This window comes from Microbacterium sp. Mcb102 (genome assembly GCF_024519805.1).
Lineage (GTDB): Bacteria > Actinomycetota > Actinomycetes > Actinomycetales > Microbacteriaceae > Microbacterium.
Genome location: NZ_JALJRG010000001.1, coordinates 13,245 through 31,347, shown reverse-complemented (window position 1 = coordinate 31,347; position 18,103 = coordinate 13,245). Strand labels below are relative to the sequence as shown.

Genomic DNA, 18,103 nt, shown 5'->3' with positions numbered 1-18,103 from the left:
GCTGCAGATCAGGCCGTGAGCGTCTCCATCGCGAAAGCCGCGAGCGCCACGGCCTGATCGGCGAGGACCGCATCGTCGAACACGACCGTCGGAGAGTGGTTCGGAGACGCCGTCTCGAGGTCGACCTCCGCCGGCGTCGCCCGCAGGAACAGGAACGCCCCCGGAACCTGTTCGAGCACGAAGGAGAAGTCCTCCGATCCCATCACGGGGTGCGCGGTCTCCCACACGCGTTCGTCGCCGAACAGGCCCCGCAGCGTGGCTCGCACCCGCTCCACCGCGCGGGCATCGTTCACGGTGGGCGCGCACAGCACGGTCACATCGACCTGGGCCGTGCAACCGTGGGCGGCCGCGATCTCGCGGACGAGTGCGGGGAGCTCCGTCTGCACGCGCGCACTCGACTCGTGCGACAGCACCCGCACCGAGGCGACGAGCGTCGCGGTGTCGGCGATGATGTTCCGGGCCGGTCCCCCGGCATGCAGCTGCGTGACGCTGAGGACGACCGGGTCGAACACATCGAAGCGGCGGGTGACGAACGTCTGCAGCGCGGTGACGAGTTCGGCGGCCACCGGCACGGGGTCCCGGGTCAGGTGCGGTGCCGAGGCGTGGCCCCCGGCTCCCGTGACGGTGATCTCGACCTCGATCGCGCCGGCCATGAGCGCGCCGGGACGGGTCGAGAACACGCCGTACTCGCCGGGCACGACATGGATGCCGAAGGCCGCGACCGGCCGGGACCCGGTGGTCTCGAGGAGCCCCTCGGCGAGCATCCGCTTCGCGCCGTCGCCGAGCTCCTCGCCGGGCTGGAACATCAGCAGGACATCGCCGTGGAGCTCCTCGCGACGCCCCGCCAGCAGGTGCGCGGCTCCGACGAGACCGGCGACGTGCAGGTCATGCCCGCAGGCGTGCATCCGCTCCCCCGTCGCCGCGTAGTCGAGCCCCGTGTCCTCGACGAGCGGAAGCGCGTCCATGTCGGCACGCAGCAGCACGGTCGGTCCGGGATGCGCGCCGCGCACGACCGCGGCGATCGAGCTCAGGCCCTCACCGAGGACCACCTCGAGTCCGAGGGTCTCCAGCGCGTCGAGCACCCGTCGCTGGGTGCGCGGCAGCTCGAGACCCAGCTCGGGGTCGGCGTGGATGGCGCGGCGCAGGGCCACGAGCTCGGGCAGCAGGACCTGAGCGTCGTCGAGCAGGGTCATTCAGGATCCGATCGAGTGGAGGAGGCTGTCGGTGCCGGCGTTCTGGATGCGCGGGATGGCCGCCACGAGCGCCTGTGTGTAGGGATGCTGCGGGTTCGTGACGATCGCGTCGGCATCGCCGTGCTCGACGATCTCGCCGCTGCGCATCACGGCCGTGGTGTCGGCGATGTAGCGCACCGCGGCGAGGTTGTGGGTGATGAACAGCACCGAGAGCTCGAGCTCGCGCTGCAGGTCGCGCATCAGGTTGAGCACCGCGCCCTGCACCGAGGCGTCGAGGGCGGACGTGATCTCATCCGCGATGATCAGGCGCGGCTTCACCGCGAGGCAGCGGGCGATCGCGACGCGTTGCCGCATGCCGCCGGACAGGCTCGACGGATGCAACTCCGACACACCGGGCTTCAGCCGCACGAGTTCGAGCAGCTCCTTGACGCCGGCCGCACGAGCCTTGGCGTTGCCGGAGCCGTGGGTGGCCAGCGCCTCGTCCAGGGTCTCGCCCACCGACATGCGCGGGTTCAGCGACGAGTACGGGTCCTGGAAGATCATCTGCACGTCTCGGGCGTGGGCCCGGCGATCACGGCGTCCGACCGCGAGGTCTTTGCCGTCGAGCAGGATCCGGCCCGACGTCGGCTTCTGGAGCCCCGCGACCGTGCGTGCGACCGTGGACTTGCCCGATCCGGATTCGCCCACCAGCCCCACCGTCGTGCCGTGCGGCACCGTGAGCGACACGTCGTCCACCGCATTCACGGCGTGGGGCCCGCGGCCGAATGTGACCACGAGGTTCTCGATGACGAGATCGGCCATCATGCACCCGCCTTCGCGAATTCGTCTTCGTGCACGCCCACGTCCTGCGGGTGCCAGCACGCCACGCGGCCGGAGCCGTGCGCGACGAGCTGAGGGGTCTCGGTGCGGCAGAGCTCGGTGGCGAACGCACAGCGCGGGGCGAACGCGCAGCCGACCACCGGCTGCGCGAGGTCCGGCGGCTCGCCGGGGATCGTCGCGAGCGGTGCCGTGCGGTCGGTGTCGAGATCCGGCAGCGACTCCGCCAGCGCGCGGGTGTACGGATGCGCCAGCCGTTCGGGTTCTGCAAGGTGGCGGACGTCGACGTCTTCGACGATGCGGCCGCCGTACATGACCAGGATGCGCTGGCAGAGCTCGGCCAGCACCGCGATGTCGTGCGAGACGACGATCGCCGCTGCCCCGGTCTCCTCGCACTCGCGGCGGAGCAGGGCGAGCACCCGCTGCTGCACCGTGACGTCGAGCGCCGTGGTGGGCTCGTCGGCGATGATCAGCCGCGGCTTCCCGATCTGCGACATCGCGATGAGCGCACGCTGCCGCATGCCACCGGAGAACTCGTGCGGGAACTGCTTGGCCCGACGCGCCGGATCGGTGATCGACACGGCAGCCAGAGCGTCGACGGCCGCGGCATCCGCTTCCCGCCGCGTCGCCTTCTGGTGCACGCGCGGCACCTCGGCGAGCTGCGTGCCCACGCGGAGCGCCGGGTTCAGCGCGGTGAGCGAGTCCTGGAACACGATACCGACCCTCGTGCCGAGCTTCTTCGCCGCACGCTCGCTCGACAGTCCGGACAGCTCCTCTCCCGCGAAGGTGAGGCGCTGCGCGCTGACGGCGGCCCCGGCCGGAGCCAGCTGCGCGATCGCCATCATCGTGACGCTCTTGCCGCTGCCGGACTCGCCGACCACGCCGACGATCTCGCCGGGTGCGATGCGGAACGAGACGTCCTGCACGGGGCGCACCCAGCCGTGCTCACCGGGGAAGGAGACGCTGAGGCCCGCAACGTCCAGCAGCGGTTCCACGTCGTCCCTCCGCTCCTCGACGGCAGTGGTCGAGGAGACGCGGTCAGGATCGCCGAGCTCGCGGACGCTGAGCGTGCGGGTGCGCCCCCGGCCGCGCATGTGGGAGGCCAGCGCCTCGCCGAACATGCCGAACATGATTCCGGCGAGCACGACCATCACACCCGGCCCGACGATCGCGGACGGCTGGCTGTAGACCTGCTCGAAGCCCTCGCTGAGCAGGCGGCCCCAGTCGTACTCGGGCGGCTGCACGCCGACGCCGAGGAAGCTGAGGCTCGACAGGGCGAGGAGTCCCCCGCCGATCGAGATCGTGACGTTGACGATCACCGGCTCGGCGATGTTGGGGAGGATGTAGCGGGTGAACTGACGCGTCTTCGACACCCCGAGCAGGCGGGCCGCGGCCAGGTACTCCGAACCCCCGACGCGCGAGGAGAGGGTCTGTGCGAGGCGGGCGAACGAGGGGGTCATGGTCAGCGCGAGCGCGATCACGGCCGTCGTGGAGCCGGTGCCGAGCAGGATCACTGTGAGCATCGCGACCAGCAGCACCGGGAAGGCGAGCCAGGTGTTGATGACCGAGCCGAACATGCGCTGCACGCGCGGACCGGCGACGACCGGCAGCGCACCGAGGATCAGCCCGGCCACGGCACCCAGAGCGGTCGCGGTCAGCGCCATCACGAGCGACAGCCGCGTGGCCACGAGCGTGCGCAGCAGCAGGTCCCGCCCGAGCGCGTCGGTGCCGAGAGGGTGCTCGGCGCTCGGTGGCTGGAGGAGGTCGGCGGGCGACGGGGTCTCGGCCTGCGTACCCCACAACATCGGGGCGAACACGGCGAGGAGGGCGAAGATCGCGATGAAGGTCAGCGAGATCAGCGCCATCGGGGACTGCAGCAGCCAGGTGCGCCGCCGGTGCGAGGAGGTCATGCGGTCTCCAGAATGGTCGTACGACGGTCGAGGATGGCGAGCACCACATCCACCAGCAGGTTCACGACGAGGATGATCGCCGCGTAGACGATCGCGAGCCCCTGCACGATGCCGTAGTCCTTGGTGATGATCGCCTGCACGAAGGCACTGCCCATGCCCGGCCAGTTGAAGACCCGCTCGACCAGGACGCTGCCGGCGATCATCGTCGCGAGCAGGGCGCCGCCGAGGGTCAGGGTGGCGGTGAGCATGTTCGGCAGGGCGTGCCGGAAGTACACCATCGCGGCCGGGAGCCGCTTGGAGCGCGCGGTGCGGATGTAGTCGTCGCTGAGCACATTGAGCGCCTCGACACGAGCGATGCGGGACAGCGACGCCGACGCGCCGAGCGCGAGCGCGAGGACGGGGAGGATGTACGACTGCGGGCCGCTGATGCCGGCGACCGGGAGGAGCGGGATCGTGATCGCGAACAGCGTCAGCAGTGCGACACCGATCAGATACTCCGGCACGGCGGCGAAGAAGCCCGTCACCGAGGTGAAGGCGACCTCGACGGGGCGACGGCGGTTGCCGGCGGTGAGGATCGCGATGGCGAGCCCGAGGGGGATCGCGATGAGGAGGATCACGATGAACGCGATGCCGGCGAGCTGCACGGTGGCGGGGAGCCGATACTCCACCAGCTCGTTCACCGATCGTCCGGTGATCAGGGAGACGCCCAGATCGCCACGGAACACGATCCCGGTCAGGTAGTTCCAGAACTGCACGATGAGAGGATCATCGAGCCCGAGCTGCGCCCGGCGCTCCGCCACCACGGATGCCGGTGCGGTCGGCCCGAGTGCCGCGCGGACCGGGTCTCCCCCGGCGGCGCGGAGGACGACGAACGCCGCCGTCACGATCACGAACATCGCGATGAGCATCCGGCCGATGCGCCGGAGGAGGAAGGGGATCCAGCGGCCGCCGCCGTGGCGACCACCCCGAGGGGTGGCCACCACGACGGTCTTCGGCCGCGTCACGATCTGCGACGTCATCCTGTCACTCTGTCACGCGGATCGTGGTCGGAGCGAGGATGCTCTTCGACATGCCGAACTCCACACCGACACCGTAGAAAGTCGACGTCGACGAGTAGACGGGCAGCACCTCGAGGTTGCGGAACAGGGAGTCCTGCGCAGCCTGCCAGGCGTCGCACGAGTCGGCTCCGGCCAGCGCCTGCGCCTCGCCCACCAGGTCGAAGTACTCCTGGTTGCTGTTGTAGGTCCAGTTGCCGCCGTTGGGCGGGAACTCGCCGCCCAGGATGCCGGCCCAGTCGCTCGGGAGGCTCGTGAAGATCGGGGCCCACACGATGTCCCAGTCGCCGCCGGAGAAGATCACGTCGGTGTAGGACGCGGACGGGGTGGGAACCGCGTCCACACCGATCTTCTTGAACTCGGTCTGCAGCAGTTCGATCGCGGCGGTGACGCCCTGGCTCTCGGATGCCGGGTAGAGCATCAGGATGGACAGCGGCTTGCCGTCCTTCGCGCGGATGCCGTCGGCGCCCTCGACCCAGCCCGCGGCGTCGAGTGCGGCAGCAGCAGCATCCACGTCGTAGTCGGGGATGGCGCCGGAGCTGTCCATCGCGGTGCACGCGGCGCCGAACTCGGACACGAGTGTCGTGATCTGCTCGCCGCGACCCGCGGAGGCGACAGGTCCGACGGCTTCGCGGTCCACAGCCTGGGCGAGAGCTTCACGGACGGCGAGATCGTGGCCGACCCGGCCCTCCGCCTGGTTGAAGAAGATCAGCCCCGGGCGCAGCGGCACCTCGAGTTCTTTCGCGAACTCGGTCTTGTCGAGCCGGTCGCGCTCGCTGCCGCCGACCTCTGCGACGTTGGCCTCGCCGGTCTGGAGCATGTTGGCGGCGGTCGAGTCGCTCTCGATGATCGAGATCTCCACCGTGCCGGGCAGCCCCGCTGTCTCGCTGGTCGTGTCGTCGGGACCCCAGGTGTAGTCGTCACGCAGCGTGAACGTGTACGACTGCCCCGGGGAGGACGCCTTCAACGCGTAGGCGCCGGTGCCGTGGAACTCGGTGTCGAGAACGGCCGGGTCGGCGAGACCGGACGCGCACACGATCGGCAGGGCGCCGATCGTCTCGGCGAGGAAGCTCTGGGCGTTCGCGCTGGTGAAGGTGACCGTGCGGGCATCGTCGTCCGCCTCGATCGTGAGGCCCTCGGCCGGGAAGTACACGCCCTTGTAGGGCGAGCCCGTCTCGTCGGCCGCGGCGTACTCGAATGTGGACTTGACATCGGTCGCGGTCAACGGCGTGCCGTCGGCGCAGAGGATGCCGTCCTTGAGCGTGAACTCCACGCCGGTCGTGGTCGACTCCCACGAATCCGCGAGCAGCCCTCGGGGCTCCTCCCCGGTCGGGTAGAAGAGCAGCGACTCGTACCCGAACGTGGATACGGACTCACTCGCGTTCGTCGCATTCGTGATCGGGTTGAGCGTTCCGGGATCCGATTGCACGGCGATCTTGATCGTCTGTGCTTCTCCTCCCCCGGGCTCCGCCGTACCGGCGCAGCCGGACAGGGCGAGGGCCGTCACGCCGACGGCGGCCGCGGCGACAATGCTGCGTCTCATGGTGTCCTCTCTCACGGGTTCCGCACGGTGCGGGTCAACCCAATTGAATGTTATGAATTACTCTTTATTGGCTCGTGTCGCCGGTGTTTCGGGTATGTAACTTCACGAGCGATCGTCGAGGAGGGCAGCGGCGCCCATCACCGACTTGAGCTCGAGGAACTCCTCGAACCCGTGGACACCGCACTCCCGGCCGACGCCCGACTGCTTGTATCCGCCGAAGGGTGCACCGACATCGAGGCCTGCGCCGTTGATGCCGACGGTCCCGGTGCGCATGCGCAGAGCGATGTCGAGGGCGCGTCGAGGGTCGCTCGACCACACGCCGCCCGACAGTCCGTAGACGCTGTCGTTGGCCAGGTCGACAGCCTCATCGACCGTGCCGTAGGGGGTGATCGTGAGCACCGGACCGAAGACCTCCTCGTGGAAGATCCGCATGTCCGGCGTCACATCGGTGAAGATCGTGGGCTGCACGTAGGCGCCGCCTGCCGTCGGTTCGACGATATCGAGACCGCCGGTCAGCACCTGCGCGCCCTCGTCGATCGCCGTGGCGATGTGCGCCCGGACGCGATCGCGCTGCAGAGCCGAGGCGAGGGGCCCGGTCGCGGTCCCCTCCTCGCGCGGATCACCGGGGGCCCAGCCCGCGGCGACCTCGAGCGCGGCCTTCTGCCAGGCATCGCGCATGCTCTCCGGTACCAGGACGCGGGTCTGCGCGGCGCAGGTCTGGCCGGCGTTCGCGAAGCACGAGGCGAGCACTCCCCGCACCGATTCCTCGAGCGGTGCGTCGTCGAGCACGATCGCGGCGGACTTGCCGCCCAGCTCGAGAGCGACCTTCTTGATGGTCGCCGCCGCGGCGCGAGCCACCTGCTCCCCCACCTGGCGTGAGCCGGTGAAGGTGACCATGTCGACGCCCGGGTGGGCGACGAGGGGCGAGCCGACTCCTGCGCCGTCGCCGTGCACGATGTTCACGACACCGGCCGGCAATCCGATCTCGCGGAGGATGTCCCCGATGATCGCGGCGTTGAGAGGGGCGACCTCGCTGGGCTTGAGCACCACCGTGCAGCCCGCGAGAAGGGCGGCGCCGACCTTGAGCACGATCTGGTGCAGCGGGAAGTTCCACGGGGTGATCGCGGCGACGACGCCGACCGGCTCCGAGACGACGAGGGAGTTCGACACCGCCTCCCGCTCGACGTGCGCGCGGGCAGCATCGGCGAGCATGTTCAGGTCGGCGATCGCGACCCCGACCTGAGCGGAACGCGCGAACGCGATCGGCGAGCCCATCTCGGCGCTGAGGGTCGCGGCGAGAAGCTCACGGTGGCGCGCCAACCCCTCGGCGAGCGCCTCTACGTAAGCGATCCGCTGCGCCATCGGCGTCGTGGACCAGCTGCCGAACGCGTCCGCGGCCGCAGCCACCGCGCGATCGACGTCCGCGGGGCCGCCTGCGACGACGGCGCCGATGACGGTGCCGTCGGCCGGGCTGACGACATCGATCGCCCTGAGGCCATCGACATCTTCCCTGATGCCTGCGATGTCGTGCCCGATGGTCATGTCAGACCCCTGCCCGCTGCACGAGGTGCGCGTCGGGCGCGAGCGGAACGGGACGCGGGACGCCCTCATGGATGAGGTGCCACGGCGAGGGGAACTCCCCCACCGGCACGTCGATGAGGATCGGCTCGTTCGCGGGGACCGCATCGGCGAGCACACCCGCCAGCTCCTGCGGCGTGTACGCCCGCGCAGAGCGGATGCCGTACGCGTCGGCGAGCTTGCCGTAGTCGGGGTTCGTCAGGTCGCTGGCGAAGTAGCGCGCGCCGTAGCGGTTCTTCTGGATGCGGCGCACGTTGCCGTAGAAGCCGTCGTGGAAGACGATCGTCACCAGTCCGAGGCCGTAGCGCTTCGCCGTCGACAGCTCCTGCAGCGTCCAGGAGAATCCGCCGTCGCCGTTGACCGAGACCACGGAGCGGCTCGGATCCGCGGCCTTCACGCCCAGAGCCGTCGCGAAGCCGTAGCCCAGCGTGCCCTGGTAACCGGGGCCGATGTAGGTGCGCGGCTGATACGCGGGGTAGCAGGCGCTGGCCGCGTAGCCGACCTGGGTGAACTCGCTCACGAAGACGCCGTCCTCGGGCAGCGCACCGCGGATCGCGGCGAGGTACTCGCGCTGCGGGGCGATGTCGTCGAACTGCTCGGCGAGCCAGGAGCGGACGCGGACGAACTCGCTCTCGCGGGAATCGCGCTGCGGGGACCCCACCTCGGCGGCGAGCGCGGCGAGCGCCAGCCGGGCGTCGGCGTGGAGGGTCTGCACGGCGGCGCGCGGGCCGCCGAGGTCTGCCTCTTCCGCGTTCACGAGGATCACCGGTGCACCATGGGTGTCCACCTGGGTTCCGAAGGTGGAGACGAAGCGGGTTCCGACCGCCAGTACGAGATCGGCGTCCTCACGGAAGGCGCGGAGCGCGAGCGAGTCGAACGCGAGGCGGTGCCGGGCGTCGAGCGCTCCCCGGCCGTTCTCGGTCATCAGCACGGGAATCTCCAGCGCCTCAGCGAGCGCCTGCAGAGCGACGGACGCGTTCGAGGCGAGCACTCCGCCGCCGACGACGATCATCGGCCGCCGGGCGGCGAGGAGCCGGGCCGCCGCGTCGCGGATCTGCTGCTCGTCGGGAACGAGCGGGGCGTCGGCGACCATCTCGGCCGCCGCCATCCGCGAGGTGGCGGCGAGCACGTCCGGCGGCACCTCGATCGCGACGGGACGCGGGCGGCCGCTGCGCAGCTGCACGAAGGCCTCGCGCACGAGTCCGGGGATCTCGTCGGCGGAGCGGGCGATGCCGGTCCACTTGGTGAGCCGTTCGAGGATGCCCGTCTGGTCGGGGATCTCATGCAGGGCGCCGAGTCCGCGGCCGATGGCCTTCGAATCGATCTGTCCGGCGATGAGGAGCATCGGCGAGTTCGCGGAGTAGCCCGTCGCCACACCGGAGAGGGCATTGAGCACTCCCGGGCCGGGAACGACCATCGCGACACCGACGTCTCCGGTGCTGCGCGCATACCCGTCGGCCATGTAGGTCGTCGCCTGCTCGTTGCGGGCGCAGATGAAGTCGACCTGGTCGGCGCGGGCGTGGAGGGCGTCTGCGGCGGCATCGAGCTGAACGCCCGGAATACCGAAGATCCGTGAGACTCCCTGGTTGATGAGGGAGTCTGCGAGCAGATCGCCACCGGTGTGGTCGGTCATCTGTTTCCTCTCGTGAGCAGCATTGCGTGATTGACTGTATTAGATACATTCAATTACTGCAAATAGGAGAATCGCCCTGAGCCGCCGCTCCCCGGCGGCGGGGCGTCCCTAGGATGTGAGAGATCCGCTGCAGAACACTGCCCCGACCGAAGGATTCCCGTGGCCAGCACCCAGGATGACGCGCGCACCTTCCAGCGTGTCGCGCCCGCACAGTCCGTCGCCGACCGCGTCGTGACCGAGGTCGAAGCGATGATCAAGTCCGAGGGCCTCACCCCCGGCCACCGCATCGGCACACGACAGGACCTGTGCGAGCAGTTCGGCGTCGCGCCGGCCACACTCGGCGAAGCGCTGCGCGTGCTGCGCGCCCGCGGCTCCGTCGACCTGCGCCCGGGCCCGGGCGGCGGCATCTTCGTCGCCGACCAGTCGCCACTCATCCGCCTCGCCCACAGCGTGCTCCGTCTGCGCCAGACCGGCGCTCCGGTCAACGACGTGATCAAGGTGCTCGATGCGCTCGACGAGGCGGTCATGCATGACGCCGTCCTGAACCGCACCGATGCGGACATCGCCGACCTCGACGCGGTCATGTCCGACCTCGCCGACCACTGGCACGACCCGATCGAGGGGCTGCACGGCAACTGGCGGCTGCATCGCCGCATCGCCGAGATCTCGCCGAACGCGGTGCTGCGGACGTTCTACCTCAACCTCGTCGACTACATCGAGGGCGAGACCGCCGGCGCGGCGGATGAGGACGCACTGGCCGTCCCCGGATTCCGCCAGGACACGGACGAGCGCCTGCACATCCACGAGGCACTCATCGATGCGATCCGCAGCAGCGACGTCGAGGCCGGGCGCAAGGCCGTGCTGGACCACCGCACGCTCGGCCGCTGACCGCGGTTCGGTACCGCGACCGGACGGCGCCCGCGCCTAGCGGGACACGTGCCAGAGAGCGAGCGCGGCCAGCGCCGCGGCCTGATCGCCGAGCACCGCATCGTCGAAGACCGCGTGCGGTGAATGGTTCATCGGGATGTCGTCCGGATCGACGTGCGGCGGCGTGGCACACAGGAACAGGAACGTCCCGGGAACCTCGCGGAGCACGAACGAGAAGTCCTCCGAGGCCATCCACGGCACGGCGAGCTCTTCGACCCGCTCGTCGCCGAATTCCTCGCGCAGCACCGCCGTCGCCGCCGCGGTCTCCGGGGCCGTGTTGACGGTCACCGGATAGCCGATGATCACCTCGACATCGGCCGTGCACCCGTGCGCGGCCGCGATGCGCTCGATGAGGGGCGGAAGTTCCGCTTGGGCCTGTGCGATCGAGGCCTCGGACAACGTGCGCAGCGTCGCGGCGAGGCCGGCCTGCTCGGGGATCACGTTCACGACCTCGCTCGCGAACAGCTTCGTCACCGAGAGCACCACGGGGTCGAACACGTCGACGCGCCGGGTGACCCAACTCTGCAGCGCCAGCACGATCTCGGCGACCGCGGGCACCGGATCGACCGCCTGATGCGGGCGGGAGCCGTGGCCACCCCGGCCGTGCACGGTGACCCTCAGCACATTCGCACCGGCCATGATCGTGCCCGGTTTGAGTTGGAACGTGCCGCGCTCCCCCGGACCGACATGGATGCCGTATGCCGCTTCGACCCTCGCGCCTGACGCCTCGAGCACGCCGTCGCGGATCATCAGCGGCGCACCTCCGCCGGCCTCCTCGCCCGGCTGGAACATGAAGACGACGGACCCCGCGATGCTCTCCCGCCGTGCCGCGAGCAGCCGGGCGGCACCGACGAGTCCCGCCACATGGAGGTCATGTCCGCACGCGTGCATGGCGCCGTTCACGGACGCGTACTCGAGCCCGGTCTCCTCGACGATCGCCAGCGCGTCCATGTCGCCCCGCAGCAGCACCGACGGCCCGTCCGCCGCTCCGCGCAGCACCGCGGTGACCGAGCTCAGGTCACTGCCGGTGGTGATCTCGAGGCCGAGGTCGGCGAGTTCCGCGAGCACGACGGCCTGCGTCTGCGGAAGCTCGAAACCGACCTCGGGGATGCGGTGCAGGCGGCGTCGCAGATCGACCAGCTCGGGCAGCAGGCGGGCGGCATCGTCGCGCAGCGTCACAAGTTCTCCTTCTTCGCGGTGTAGACGGTCCGTCCGTCGATGAGCACCTCCCGCACGGTCGAGGCGACGTCGAGCGGGTCTCCGGTCCACAGAACCACATCCGCGTCGCGGCCGACCTCCAGCGCACCGACGCGGTCGCCGATGCCGGCGATGTCGGCCGCGGCGGAGGTCATGGCGGCGATGGCGGTCTCGCGGGGAAGCCCGGCACGCACGGCGACGGCAGCCTGCAGAGCGAGGAGCCCGATGGGAACCACCGGATGATCGGTGGTCAGGGCGACGCGCACTCCCGCGGCGGCGAGGGTCGCGAGGTTCGCAGGATCGGCCTCGCGCACCTCGACCTTGGATCGGCTCGACAGGATGGGGCCGAAGATGACGGGCACATCGCGCTCCGCGAGCACGTCGGCGAGCTTGTGGGCCTCGGTTCCGTGGTTGAGCACGAGACGCAGCCCGAACTCCTCGGCGATGCGCAGCGCCGTCGCGATGTCGTCGTGCCGATGCGCGTGCTGCTCCCAGGAGAGCGCGCCGTCGAGGGCCTCGGTGAGCGCCTGCTTTCCCAGGTCGACCGCGAACGGTGTGCCCTCGGCGCGGGCGCGATCCCGCCGTTCGGCGTAGTCGCGCGCATCCAGGAGCGCCTGCCGGATGACGAGCGCGATGCCGAGACGGGTCGACGGCAGCTGCTTACGCTCCCCATAGGCCTGCTTCGGATTCTCGCCGAGCGCCGACTTCATGCCGAGCGCCGCGCGGATGACCTGCTCGTCGACCGAGCGTCCACCGGCGGTCTTGATCGCCACGCTCTGCCCGCCGATCGGATTCCCCGATCCCGGTTTCACGACGACCGCCGTGATGCCGCCTGCCAACGCGTCGGCGAACGCCATGTCCTCGATGTTGATCGCGTCGATCGCCCGCACGCCGGCGGTCACGGGCGACGACACCTCGCTGCCGTCGAAGCCCGCGGGGCCGTTGGCTTCTTCGTGCACGCCGATGTGGCTGTGCGGGTCGATGAGTCCGGGCAGGACCCAGCATCCCGTCGCATCGATCACCCGCGCACCGTCCGGCACCGCGATCCCGACACCGACCGCCTCGATGCGGCCGCCCGCCACGAGCACCGTGCCGCCGTCGAGCTCCTCACCGAGGCCGGTGACCACGCGTCCGCCGACGATCGCGACGTCAGCGCTCATCCCTGCTCCTCGCTCGTGTGCATCGTGTTCTCTCCTGCGCGCCGCTCGACGAGCGCGCGCGTCCGTGTCAGCAGATCGTCGAGGTCGAGGCTCAGGATGCCGGCCGCGGGGTCGACCCGCACGACGATCCCGTCCTCGCACTCCGGCGGCTCTCCGCTGAGATCCACGAGAGGATCGTCGACCCAGACCCACGGCAGACCATCGGCATAGCGGCGGATGTGCGCGAGCTTGTCGAACTGCACGGGCAAGAAGGGCCAGGGCTCCTCCGGCAACTCGAGCGGCCCGCGGAACGCCGTGTGCGCGTTGTGTCCCCACTCGGATGCCCAGACGATGTCGAAGTGCTCGGCCAGCTCGTGCAGGCGTCGGGCCGCCGAGTCCGGGATGGCGACGTCGCGGACCCACCGGCCCCAGGCGGAGAGGTGGTGCATGCTCACCGGGACCGAGGGCTCGCCCTCGATCACGAACACGTCGCTGATCCCGAGCACGAGGACCGGGCGGTCTCCGCGCGGCGGTCGCGCCGTGTACTTCGCCATGTCAGTCGTCCACCGCGTCGGCGAGCAGCGGCGCGTCTGCGGCACCCTCGAAGTAGTTGCCGCCCTCGATGCGCACCAGCCGCTCCGCCTCATCGAAGCTCACGCCCACCGGGTCGCCGCCGGCTGCGACCGCGCGGTGCTGCTTGGCCATCATCCGCCGGATCATCGCGATGCCCTGATCGGTGGTCGTGAGGTGATCCTCGGAGTGCAGCGAGATGGCACCCTGCGACTTCTGCGCCTCGTAGTCACCGGGCAGGCGCTGATGCTCGAGGTCGGTGAGCTCCTTCCACGGCTTGCCCTCGTGCGTGGAGCGGAGCTTCGCGAGGAAGTCGGGATCGGCATCGCGCGCCACGGTGAAGATGCGGAAGTTCGTGTCATCCATCGGCACGACCCAGCCGATCATGTTCGTCTGCCCCGAGCTGAGCTTCGGGCTGGCCACGACCCGCAGGTTCGGGAAGATGACCTCGGTGACGCGGCGCAGCTGACGACCGTCGCCGAGCTCGCGCATCTGGATGCTGCGCACGCCGAGCGGCGTGTACTCGTAGCTGACCTCGGGGATGAGCGCCATCTCGGGAGTGAACTGGTTGCCGCTGAAGCGCGCGTGCAGGATCGGCACATGGAACGGGTCCATCACGTTCTCCCAGTGCTGCAACCAGTTGAAGTCGAGCTGGGCGGGTCCGCCGCCTCCCACGCCCTGGTCGTTGACGATCAACTGCTCGTCGTCGGCGAGCTCCTCAAGGGTGTCGTACCGCGGAAGCACGGGCTTCTTCTCGGGCGGGCCCAGGTACGCCCAGATCAGGCCGTACTGCTCCTCGACCGGATACCAGGGCTGGCGCACACGATCGCGGTGCAGGCCCAGTTCGGGCTCGCACGGCTGCTCGAGGCAGTGCCCCTCGGTGTCGAACACCCACCCGTGGTAGCAGCAGCGGATGCCCTCCTCCTCGACGCCGCCGTAGAACAACGAGGCGCCGCGATGGATGCAGCGCGGGTGCAGCAGGCCGGCCTTGCCCTTGCGGGTGCGGAAGAGCACGAGCTCCTCGCCCAGCACCCGCAGCGAGATCGGGCGCGTCGTCGCATCCTCGACCTTCGCGACCGGGTGCCAGTAGCGGCGAAGCACCTCGCCGTAGGGGGTACCGGGGCCGACCTGGGCGAGCTCGTTGAGCGGCTGCCCGAGGCGTAGGCCGTATGCGGTTCCGGTGTCCATGTTCGCTCCGTTCGTGCGGGGGGTCAGATGTCGAGGACGAGACGCTCGCCGAGAGAGCGGGACACGCAGATCATCATCGTCTCGTTGCTCTCGCGCTCGTCGGGGGTGAGGATCGAGTCCCGGTGTTCGGGGGTGCCGTCGATCACGGTCGTCTCGCAGGTGCCACAGACGCCCTCGAGGCAGGAACTCGGCACCCCGATCCCGGCGCTCTCGAGCATCTCGAGGATGCTGCAGCCGCGGTCGACCGTGACGACGAGGTCGGACCTGGTCGCGACGACCTCGAAGGTGTCGGCGCCCTGCGACTCCCCGAAGGTCTTCGGCTGGAAGCGCTCGAGGTGCAGCGCGCCGTGCGGCCAGTCGAGGCTGAGTTGCTCGAGGGCATCCAGCATGCGTTCGGGGCCGCACGCGTACACGGCGGTCCCAGCGGAGGGGACGCCGATCCACGCGGCGAGGTCGAGTCGCTCGTCGGCGTCGCCACGGACCAGGAGCGTCTCGCCCCCGGCCAGCTGGGGGTAGCGGAGGAACGCCATCCGTTCCTCCGCCGAGCCGAGATACGCCAGGCGCCACGGGATCCCGCGGCGGACGGCCTCGGACAGCATCGGCAGGATCGGCGTGATGCCGATGCCGCCCGCGACGAACACGTACTCCGTTGCGGGGGCGAGCGCGAAGTGGTTGATCGGGGCGGAGACGGTCACGAGTTCGCCGACCCGGAGACTCTGGTGCACATAGCGGGAGCCGCCGCGACTCGGGCTCTCGGCCAGGATCGCGACGCGCCAGGCAGTGCGGTCGGCGGGGTCGGAGCACAGCGAGTACTGGCGCTCCACTCCGTTCGCGAAGCGGAGGTCGATGTGCGCACCGGGCTCCCACGCGGGCAGGGGCGCGCCCGTCGGGTCGTCGAGTTCGAGGGACAGCACGTCCCGCGCCTCCCACCGCATCGCCCGCACGCGCAGGGCGAGGGACGCTTCCGGGGAATCCACCGCAGACTGGGGCACCGTCGCTCCGCTCCTTCCGTCGTTCCGGCCGCCATCGACCGAATTGACCACATTCGATATATTCAATTGCGATAGTATGGATGATGCCCGGCACTGTCAAACGGACGGACGGGTGCCGCACGAGCGGATGATGAGAGAGGCGGAACGGATGTCGGAGCTGAGACTGCGGGAGGACCTGAACGCGATCCCCGGATACACCCCGGGGAAGGCCGCGCCGCAGGCGGAGACCACCGGACCGGTGTTCAAGGTGTCGTCGAACGAGAACCCCTATCCCCCGCTCCCGTCGGTGACCGCGGCCATCGCCGACCGGCTCGCGCACATCAACCGCTACCCCGAGACCGCGGCGACGGCCCTCACCGCGGTGCTATGTGAGCGGTTTGGCGTCGAGCCGGTGAACGTCGTGCTCGGCAGCGGATCGGTCGAGGTCGTGTCGCAGCTGATGCGCGCGACGGCCGGTGAGGGCGACGAGATCCTGTTCGCCTGGCGGTCGTTCGAGGCGTATCCGATGCTCGCTCGCGCGGCCGGAGCCGTGCCCGTCATGGTCCCCCTCACGGACGACCACCGGCACGACCTCGACGCGATGCGGGCGGCCATCACCGACCGCACGCGCCTGATCCTGGTGTGCAACCCCAACAATCCGACCGGGACCACCATCGGCGACGCCGAGCTCGATCGATTCCTCGCCCAGGTCCCGCCGCACATCGTCGTCGTGATCGACGAGGCGTACGTGCAGTTCAACGACCGCGACGACTCCCCCGTCGGCATCGAGTACTTCCGCCGCTACCCGAACGTCGCCGTCGCGCACACCTTCTCGAAGGCCTACGGCCTGGCCGGCATGCGCATCGGCTACGCGATCGCCCCCGAGCAGTTGGGCATCGCGCTGCGCAAGGTCGCCATCCCGTTCGGCGTGACCGACCTGGCGCAGACGGCCGCGATCGCCTCCCTCGCCGCCGAGGACGAGCTCGAGGCCAGGGTCGCCGAGCTCGTCGTCGAGCGGGAGCGCGTCGTCGCCGCCTTCACCACCGCCGGCCTCGCGCTTCCCGAGAGCAAGGGCAACTTCGTCTGGCTTCCCCTCGGTGATGCCACGGCCGCTGCCGCCGAGCTGTTGGAACGCCACGGCCTGCTCGTGCGGCCGTTCCCGGGCGAAGGGCTCCGGGCGACCGTCGCCGAGCCCGAGGCCAACGAACGGCTCATCGCGCTGGCACCCGAGATCGCCGCACTCGTCGCCCCCGCGGAGGCCGTGCTCGCCTCGCGGTGACCGTTTTCTTCGCCGGCGACGCGCTCAGTCGCCGGCGAAGTGGGCGAATCGCGCCAGCGCGGCCTCCACGGCTGCCGGCTCGGCGGGCTCCACGAACAGCTCCGGCGGCAGGTCGCGGGTCGCGCTCGCGTGCGTCCAGCATCCGATGACGCGTCCCTGTTCGACGATCGTTGCGCGCACCATGCCGTTCTTACCCGGACCGACGATCGCGAGGTGCTCGGGCGCGCACACGGTCGTGCGGTCGGCGTAGGAGATGTAGTACTCGTCGAACGCGGGGAGGGCGTGGACCGTCGTCGCACCCGTCGCGCGCCGCGGACGCTGGAGCGACACGAACAGCCCTTCGTCCACCTCGTCGACCCGCCCTGCCGCGCGCTCGACCGCCTCGCGTGACTGTCCGAGCGTGAGTCCCGACCACCACGCGAAGTCGGCGACGGCCGCCGGTCCGTGTCCGTCGATGTACCGCACGAACAGCTCGGCGAGTGGGTCTGCCGGGCGGGTGTGCTCGCGGATGTGCTCCTCGGCCAGCACGAACCTCTGGTCTCTGGTGATGCCCGCCCGCGCGGCGACCGGCCCCTGGCAGATGAGGCCGTCGATCGTGAGGGTGAAGAGCAGATGGATGCCGCGCTGCCCCGTCGGGTCGATGCCGACGCCCTCGAGGATCTCGAACACCTCGGCGCGGGTGCGGCCACCGTCGCGCAGCTGCGGCGTCAGCGCGCGCACCGCCGTCGCGACCATGCTGTCGTCGATGCCCAGCTGACGGTGACGGGAGACCGCCTGCTGCCGCTGTCGGGCGGCGGTGACCTCGAGCATCCAGCCCAGGTCGCGTGCCGGCACGGTGTGCAGCGTGCCGCGCATGGTCCACGCCCGCACGAGGTCGCCGCGGTCGAACGCACGGTCGACGTCGCGCAGACGCACCGGCCCGCGGGTACGCGCGGCGAGCGCCCAGCGCCCCGCGGTGAAGTCCTGACTCTGCACCGCGAGCATGTGATGCGCCGCATCGGTCACCGTGCGCGTCGGCGCGCTCAGCCGATGCGATCGGAGACGCTCGGTGAGCAGGGTCGCGGTCTTCATGCCCCCATCATGCCGGGCACCACCGACGCGGCG

The 18,103-nt window shown here is 70.2% G+C and carries 15 protein-coding genes; 2 read left to right on the top strand and 13 right to left on the bottom strand.

All coding sequences use genetic code 11. The annotated features are described in order from the left end of the window. Positions 1-8 precede the first annotated feature (8 nt). The 7 genes from OC372_RS00145 to OC372_RS00115 all read right to left on the bottom strand — a co-directional run bounded on the left by OC372_RS00145 (position 9) and on the right by OC372_RS00115 (position 9,728). Positions 9-1,193: a M20 family metallopeptidase gene (locus tag OC372_RS00145; RefSeq protein WP_262000578.1), complete on the bottom strand. Its 1,185-nt coding sequence runs from the start codon at positions 1,191-1,193 to the stop codon at positions 9-11. Continuing rightward, positions 1,194-1,997 carry an ABC transporter ATP-binding protein gene (locus OC372_RS00140; RefSeq protein WP_197021063.1) on the bottom strand — a complete coding sequence of 268 codons (804 nt, stop codon included), beginning with the start codon at positions 1,995-1,997 and terminating at the stop codon, positions 1,194-1,196. Next, positions 1,994-3,919 (bottom strand): dipeptide/oligopeptide/nickel ABC transporter permease/ATP-binding protein, encoded by a 1,926-nt coding sequence (locus tag OC372_RS00135; protein ID WP_262000577.1) that lies wholly within the window; start codon positions 3,917-3,919, stop codon positions 1,994-1,996. The genes OC372_RS00140 and OC372_RS00135 overlap by 4 nt, the downstream gene beginning before the upstream one ends. After that, complete coding sequence (locus OC372_RS00130; protein ID WP_091034413.1) at positions 3,916-4,938, bottom strand: ABC transporter permease; 1,023 nt, start codon at positions 4,936-4,938, stop codon at positions 3,916-3,918. The genes OC372_RS00135 and OC372_RS00130 overlap by 4 nt, the downstream gene beginning before the upstream one ends. Positions 4,939-4,942: 4 nt before the next feature. Then, the gene (locus tag OC372_RS00125; RefSeq protein ID WP_105709507.1) at positions 4,943-6,517 is read right to left on the bottom strand and encodes an ABC transporter substrate-binding protein; all 1,575 of its coding nucleotides are present in this window, start codon (positions 6,515-6,517) and stop codon (positions 4,943-4,945) included. Between the two features lie 102 nt (positions 6,518-6,619). After that, positions 6,620-8,059, bottom strand: a complete 1,440-nt coding sequence (locus OC372_RS00120; protein ID WP_105709506.1) for an aldehyde dehydrogenase family protein — start codon at positions 8,057-8,059, stop codon at positions 6,620-6,622. Between the two features lies 1 nt (position 8,060). After that, complete coding sequence (locus tag OC372_RS00115) at positions 8,061-9,728, bottom strand: thiamine pyrophosphate-dependent enzyme (RefSeq protein WP_105709505.1); 1,668 nt, start codon at positions 9,726-9,728, stop codon at positions 8,061-8,063. Positions 9,729-9,887: 159 nt separating this feature from the next. On the opposite strand from OC372_RS00115, the gene OC372_RS00110 reads away from it, so the two are divergent. Beyond that, positions 9,888-10,616, top strand: a complete 729-nt coding sequence (locus OC372_RS00110) for a FadR/GntR family transcriptional regulator (protein ID WP_105709504.1) — start codon at positions 9,888-9,890, stop codon at positions 10,614-10,616. Between the two features lie 36 nt (positions 10,617-10,652). Here OC372_RS00110 and OC372_RS00105 read toward each other — a convergent pair whose 3' ends face one another. From OC372_RS00105 to OC372_RS00085, 5 genes are read right to left on the bottom strand one after another with little or no spacing between them, the layout of a single operon-like run. Further along, a complete protein-coding gene (locus OC372_RS00105) occupies positions 10,653-11,834 on the bottom strand; it encodes a M20 family metallopeptidase (RefSeq protein ID WP_105709503.1) in 1,182 nt (393 codons plus the stop codon). Continuing rightward, positions 11,831-13,012, bottom strand: a complete 1,182-nt coding sequence (locus tag OC372_RS00100; RefSeq protein WP_105709502.1) for an amidohydrolase — start codon at positions 13,010-13,012, stop codon at positions 11,831-11,833. Before OC372_RS00100 ends, OC372_RS00105 begins: the two co-directional genes overlap by 4 nt. Then, complete coding sequence (locus tag OC372_RS00095; protein ID WP_262000576.1) at positions 13,009-13,545, bottom strand: hypothetical protein; 537 nt, start codon at positions 13,543-13,545, stop codon at positions 13,009-13,011. The genes OC372_RS00100 and OC372_RS00095 overlap by 4 nt, the downstream gene beginning before the upstream one ends. A 1-nt stretch (position 13,546) precedes the next feature. Continuing rightward, positions 13,547-14,749, bottom strand: coding sequence for an aromatic ring-hydroxylating dioxygenase subunit alpha (locus OC372_RS00090; RefSeq protein WP_262000575.1), 1,203 nt, complete (start codon positions 14,747-14,749; stop codon positions 13,547-13,549). A 23-nt stretch (positions 14,750-14,772) separates the two neighbouring features. Next, positions 14,773-15,741: a PDR/VanB family oxidoreductase gene (locus OC372_RS00085; protein WP_262000574.1), complete on the bottom strand. Its 969-nt coding sequence runs from the start codon at positions 15,739-15,741 to the stop codon at positions 14,773-14,775. A 148-nt stretch (positions 15,742-15,889) separates the two neighbouring features. Here OC372_RS00085 and hisC point away from each other — a divergent pair, with 148 nt between their 5' ends. Then, positions 15,890-16,999 (top strand): histidinol-phosphate transaminase, encoded by a 1,110-nt coding sequence (gene hisC / locus OC372_RS00080; RefSeq protein WP_105709500.1) that lies wholly within the window; start codon positions 15,890-15,892, stop codon positions 16,997-16,999. 24 nt (positions 17,000-17,023) lie between these two features. Here hisC and OC372_RS00075 read toward each other — a convergent pair whose 3' ends face one another. Then, complete coding sequence (locus tag OC372_RS00075) at positions 17,024-18,070, bottom strand: winged helix DNA-binding domain-containing protein (RefSeq protein WP_262000573.1); 1,047 nt, start codon at positions 18,068-18,070, stop codon at positions 17,024-17,026. Between the last annotated feature and the right edge of the window lie 33 nt (positions 18,071-18,103).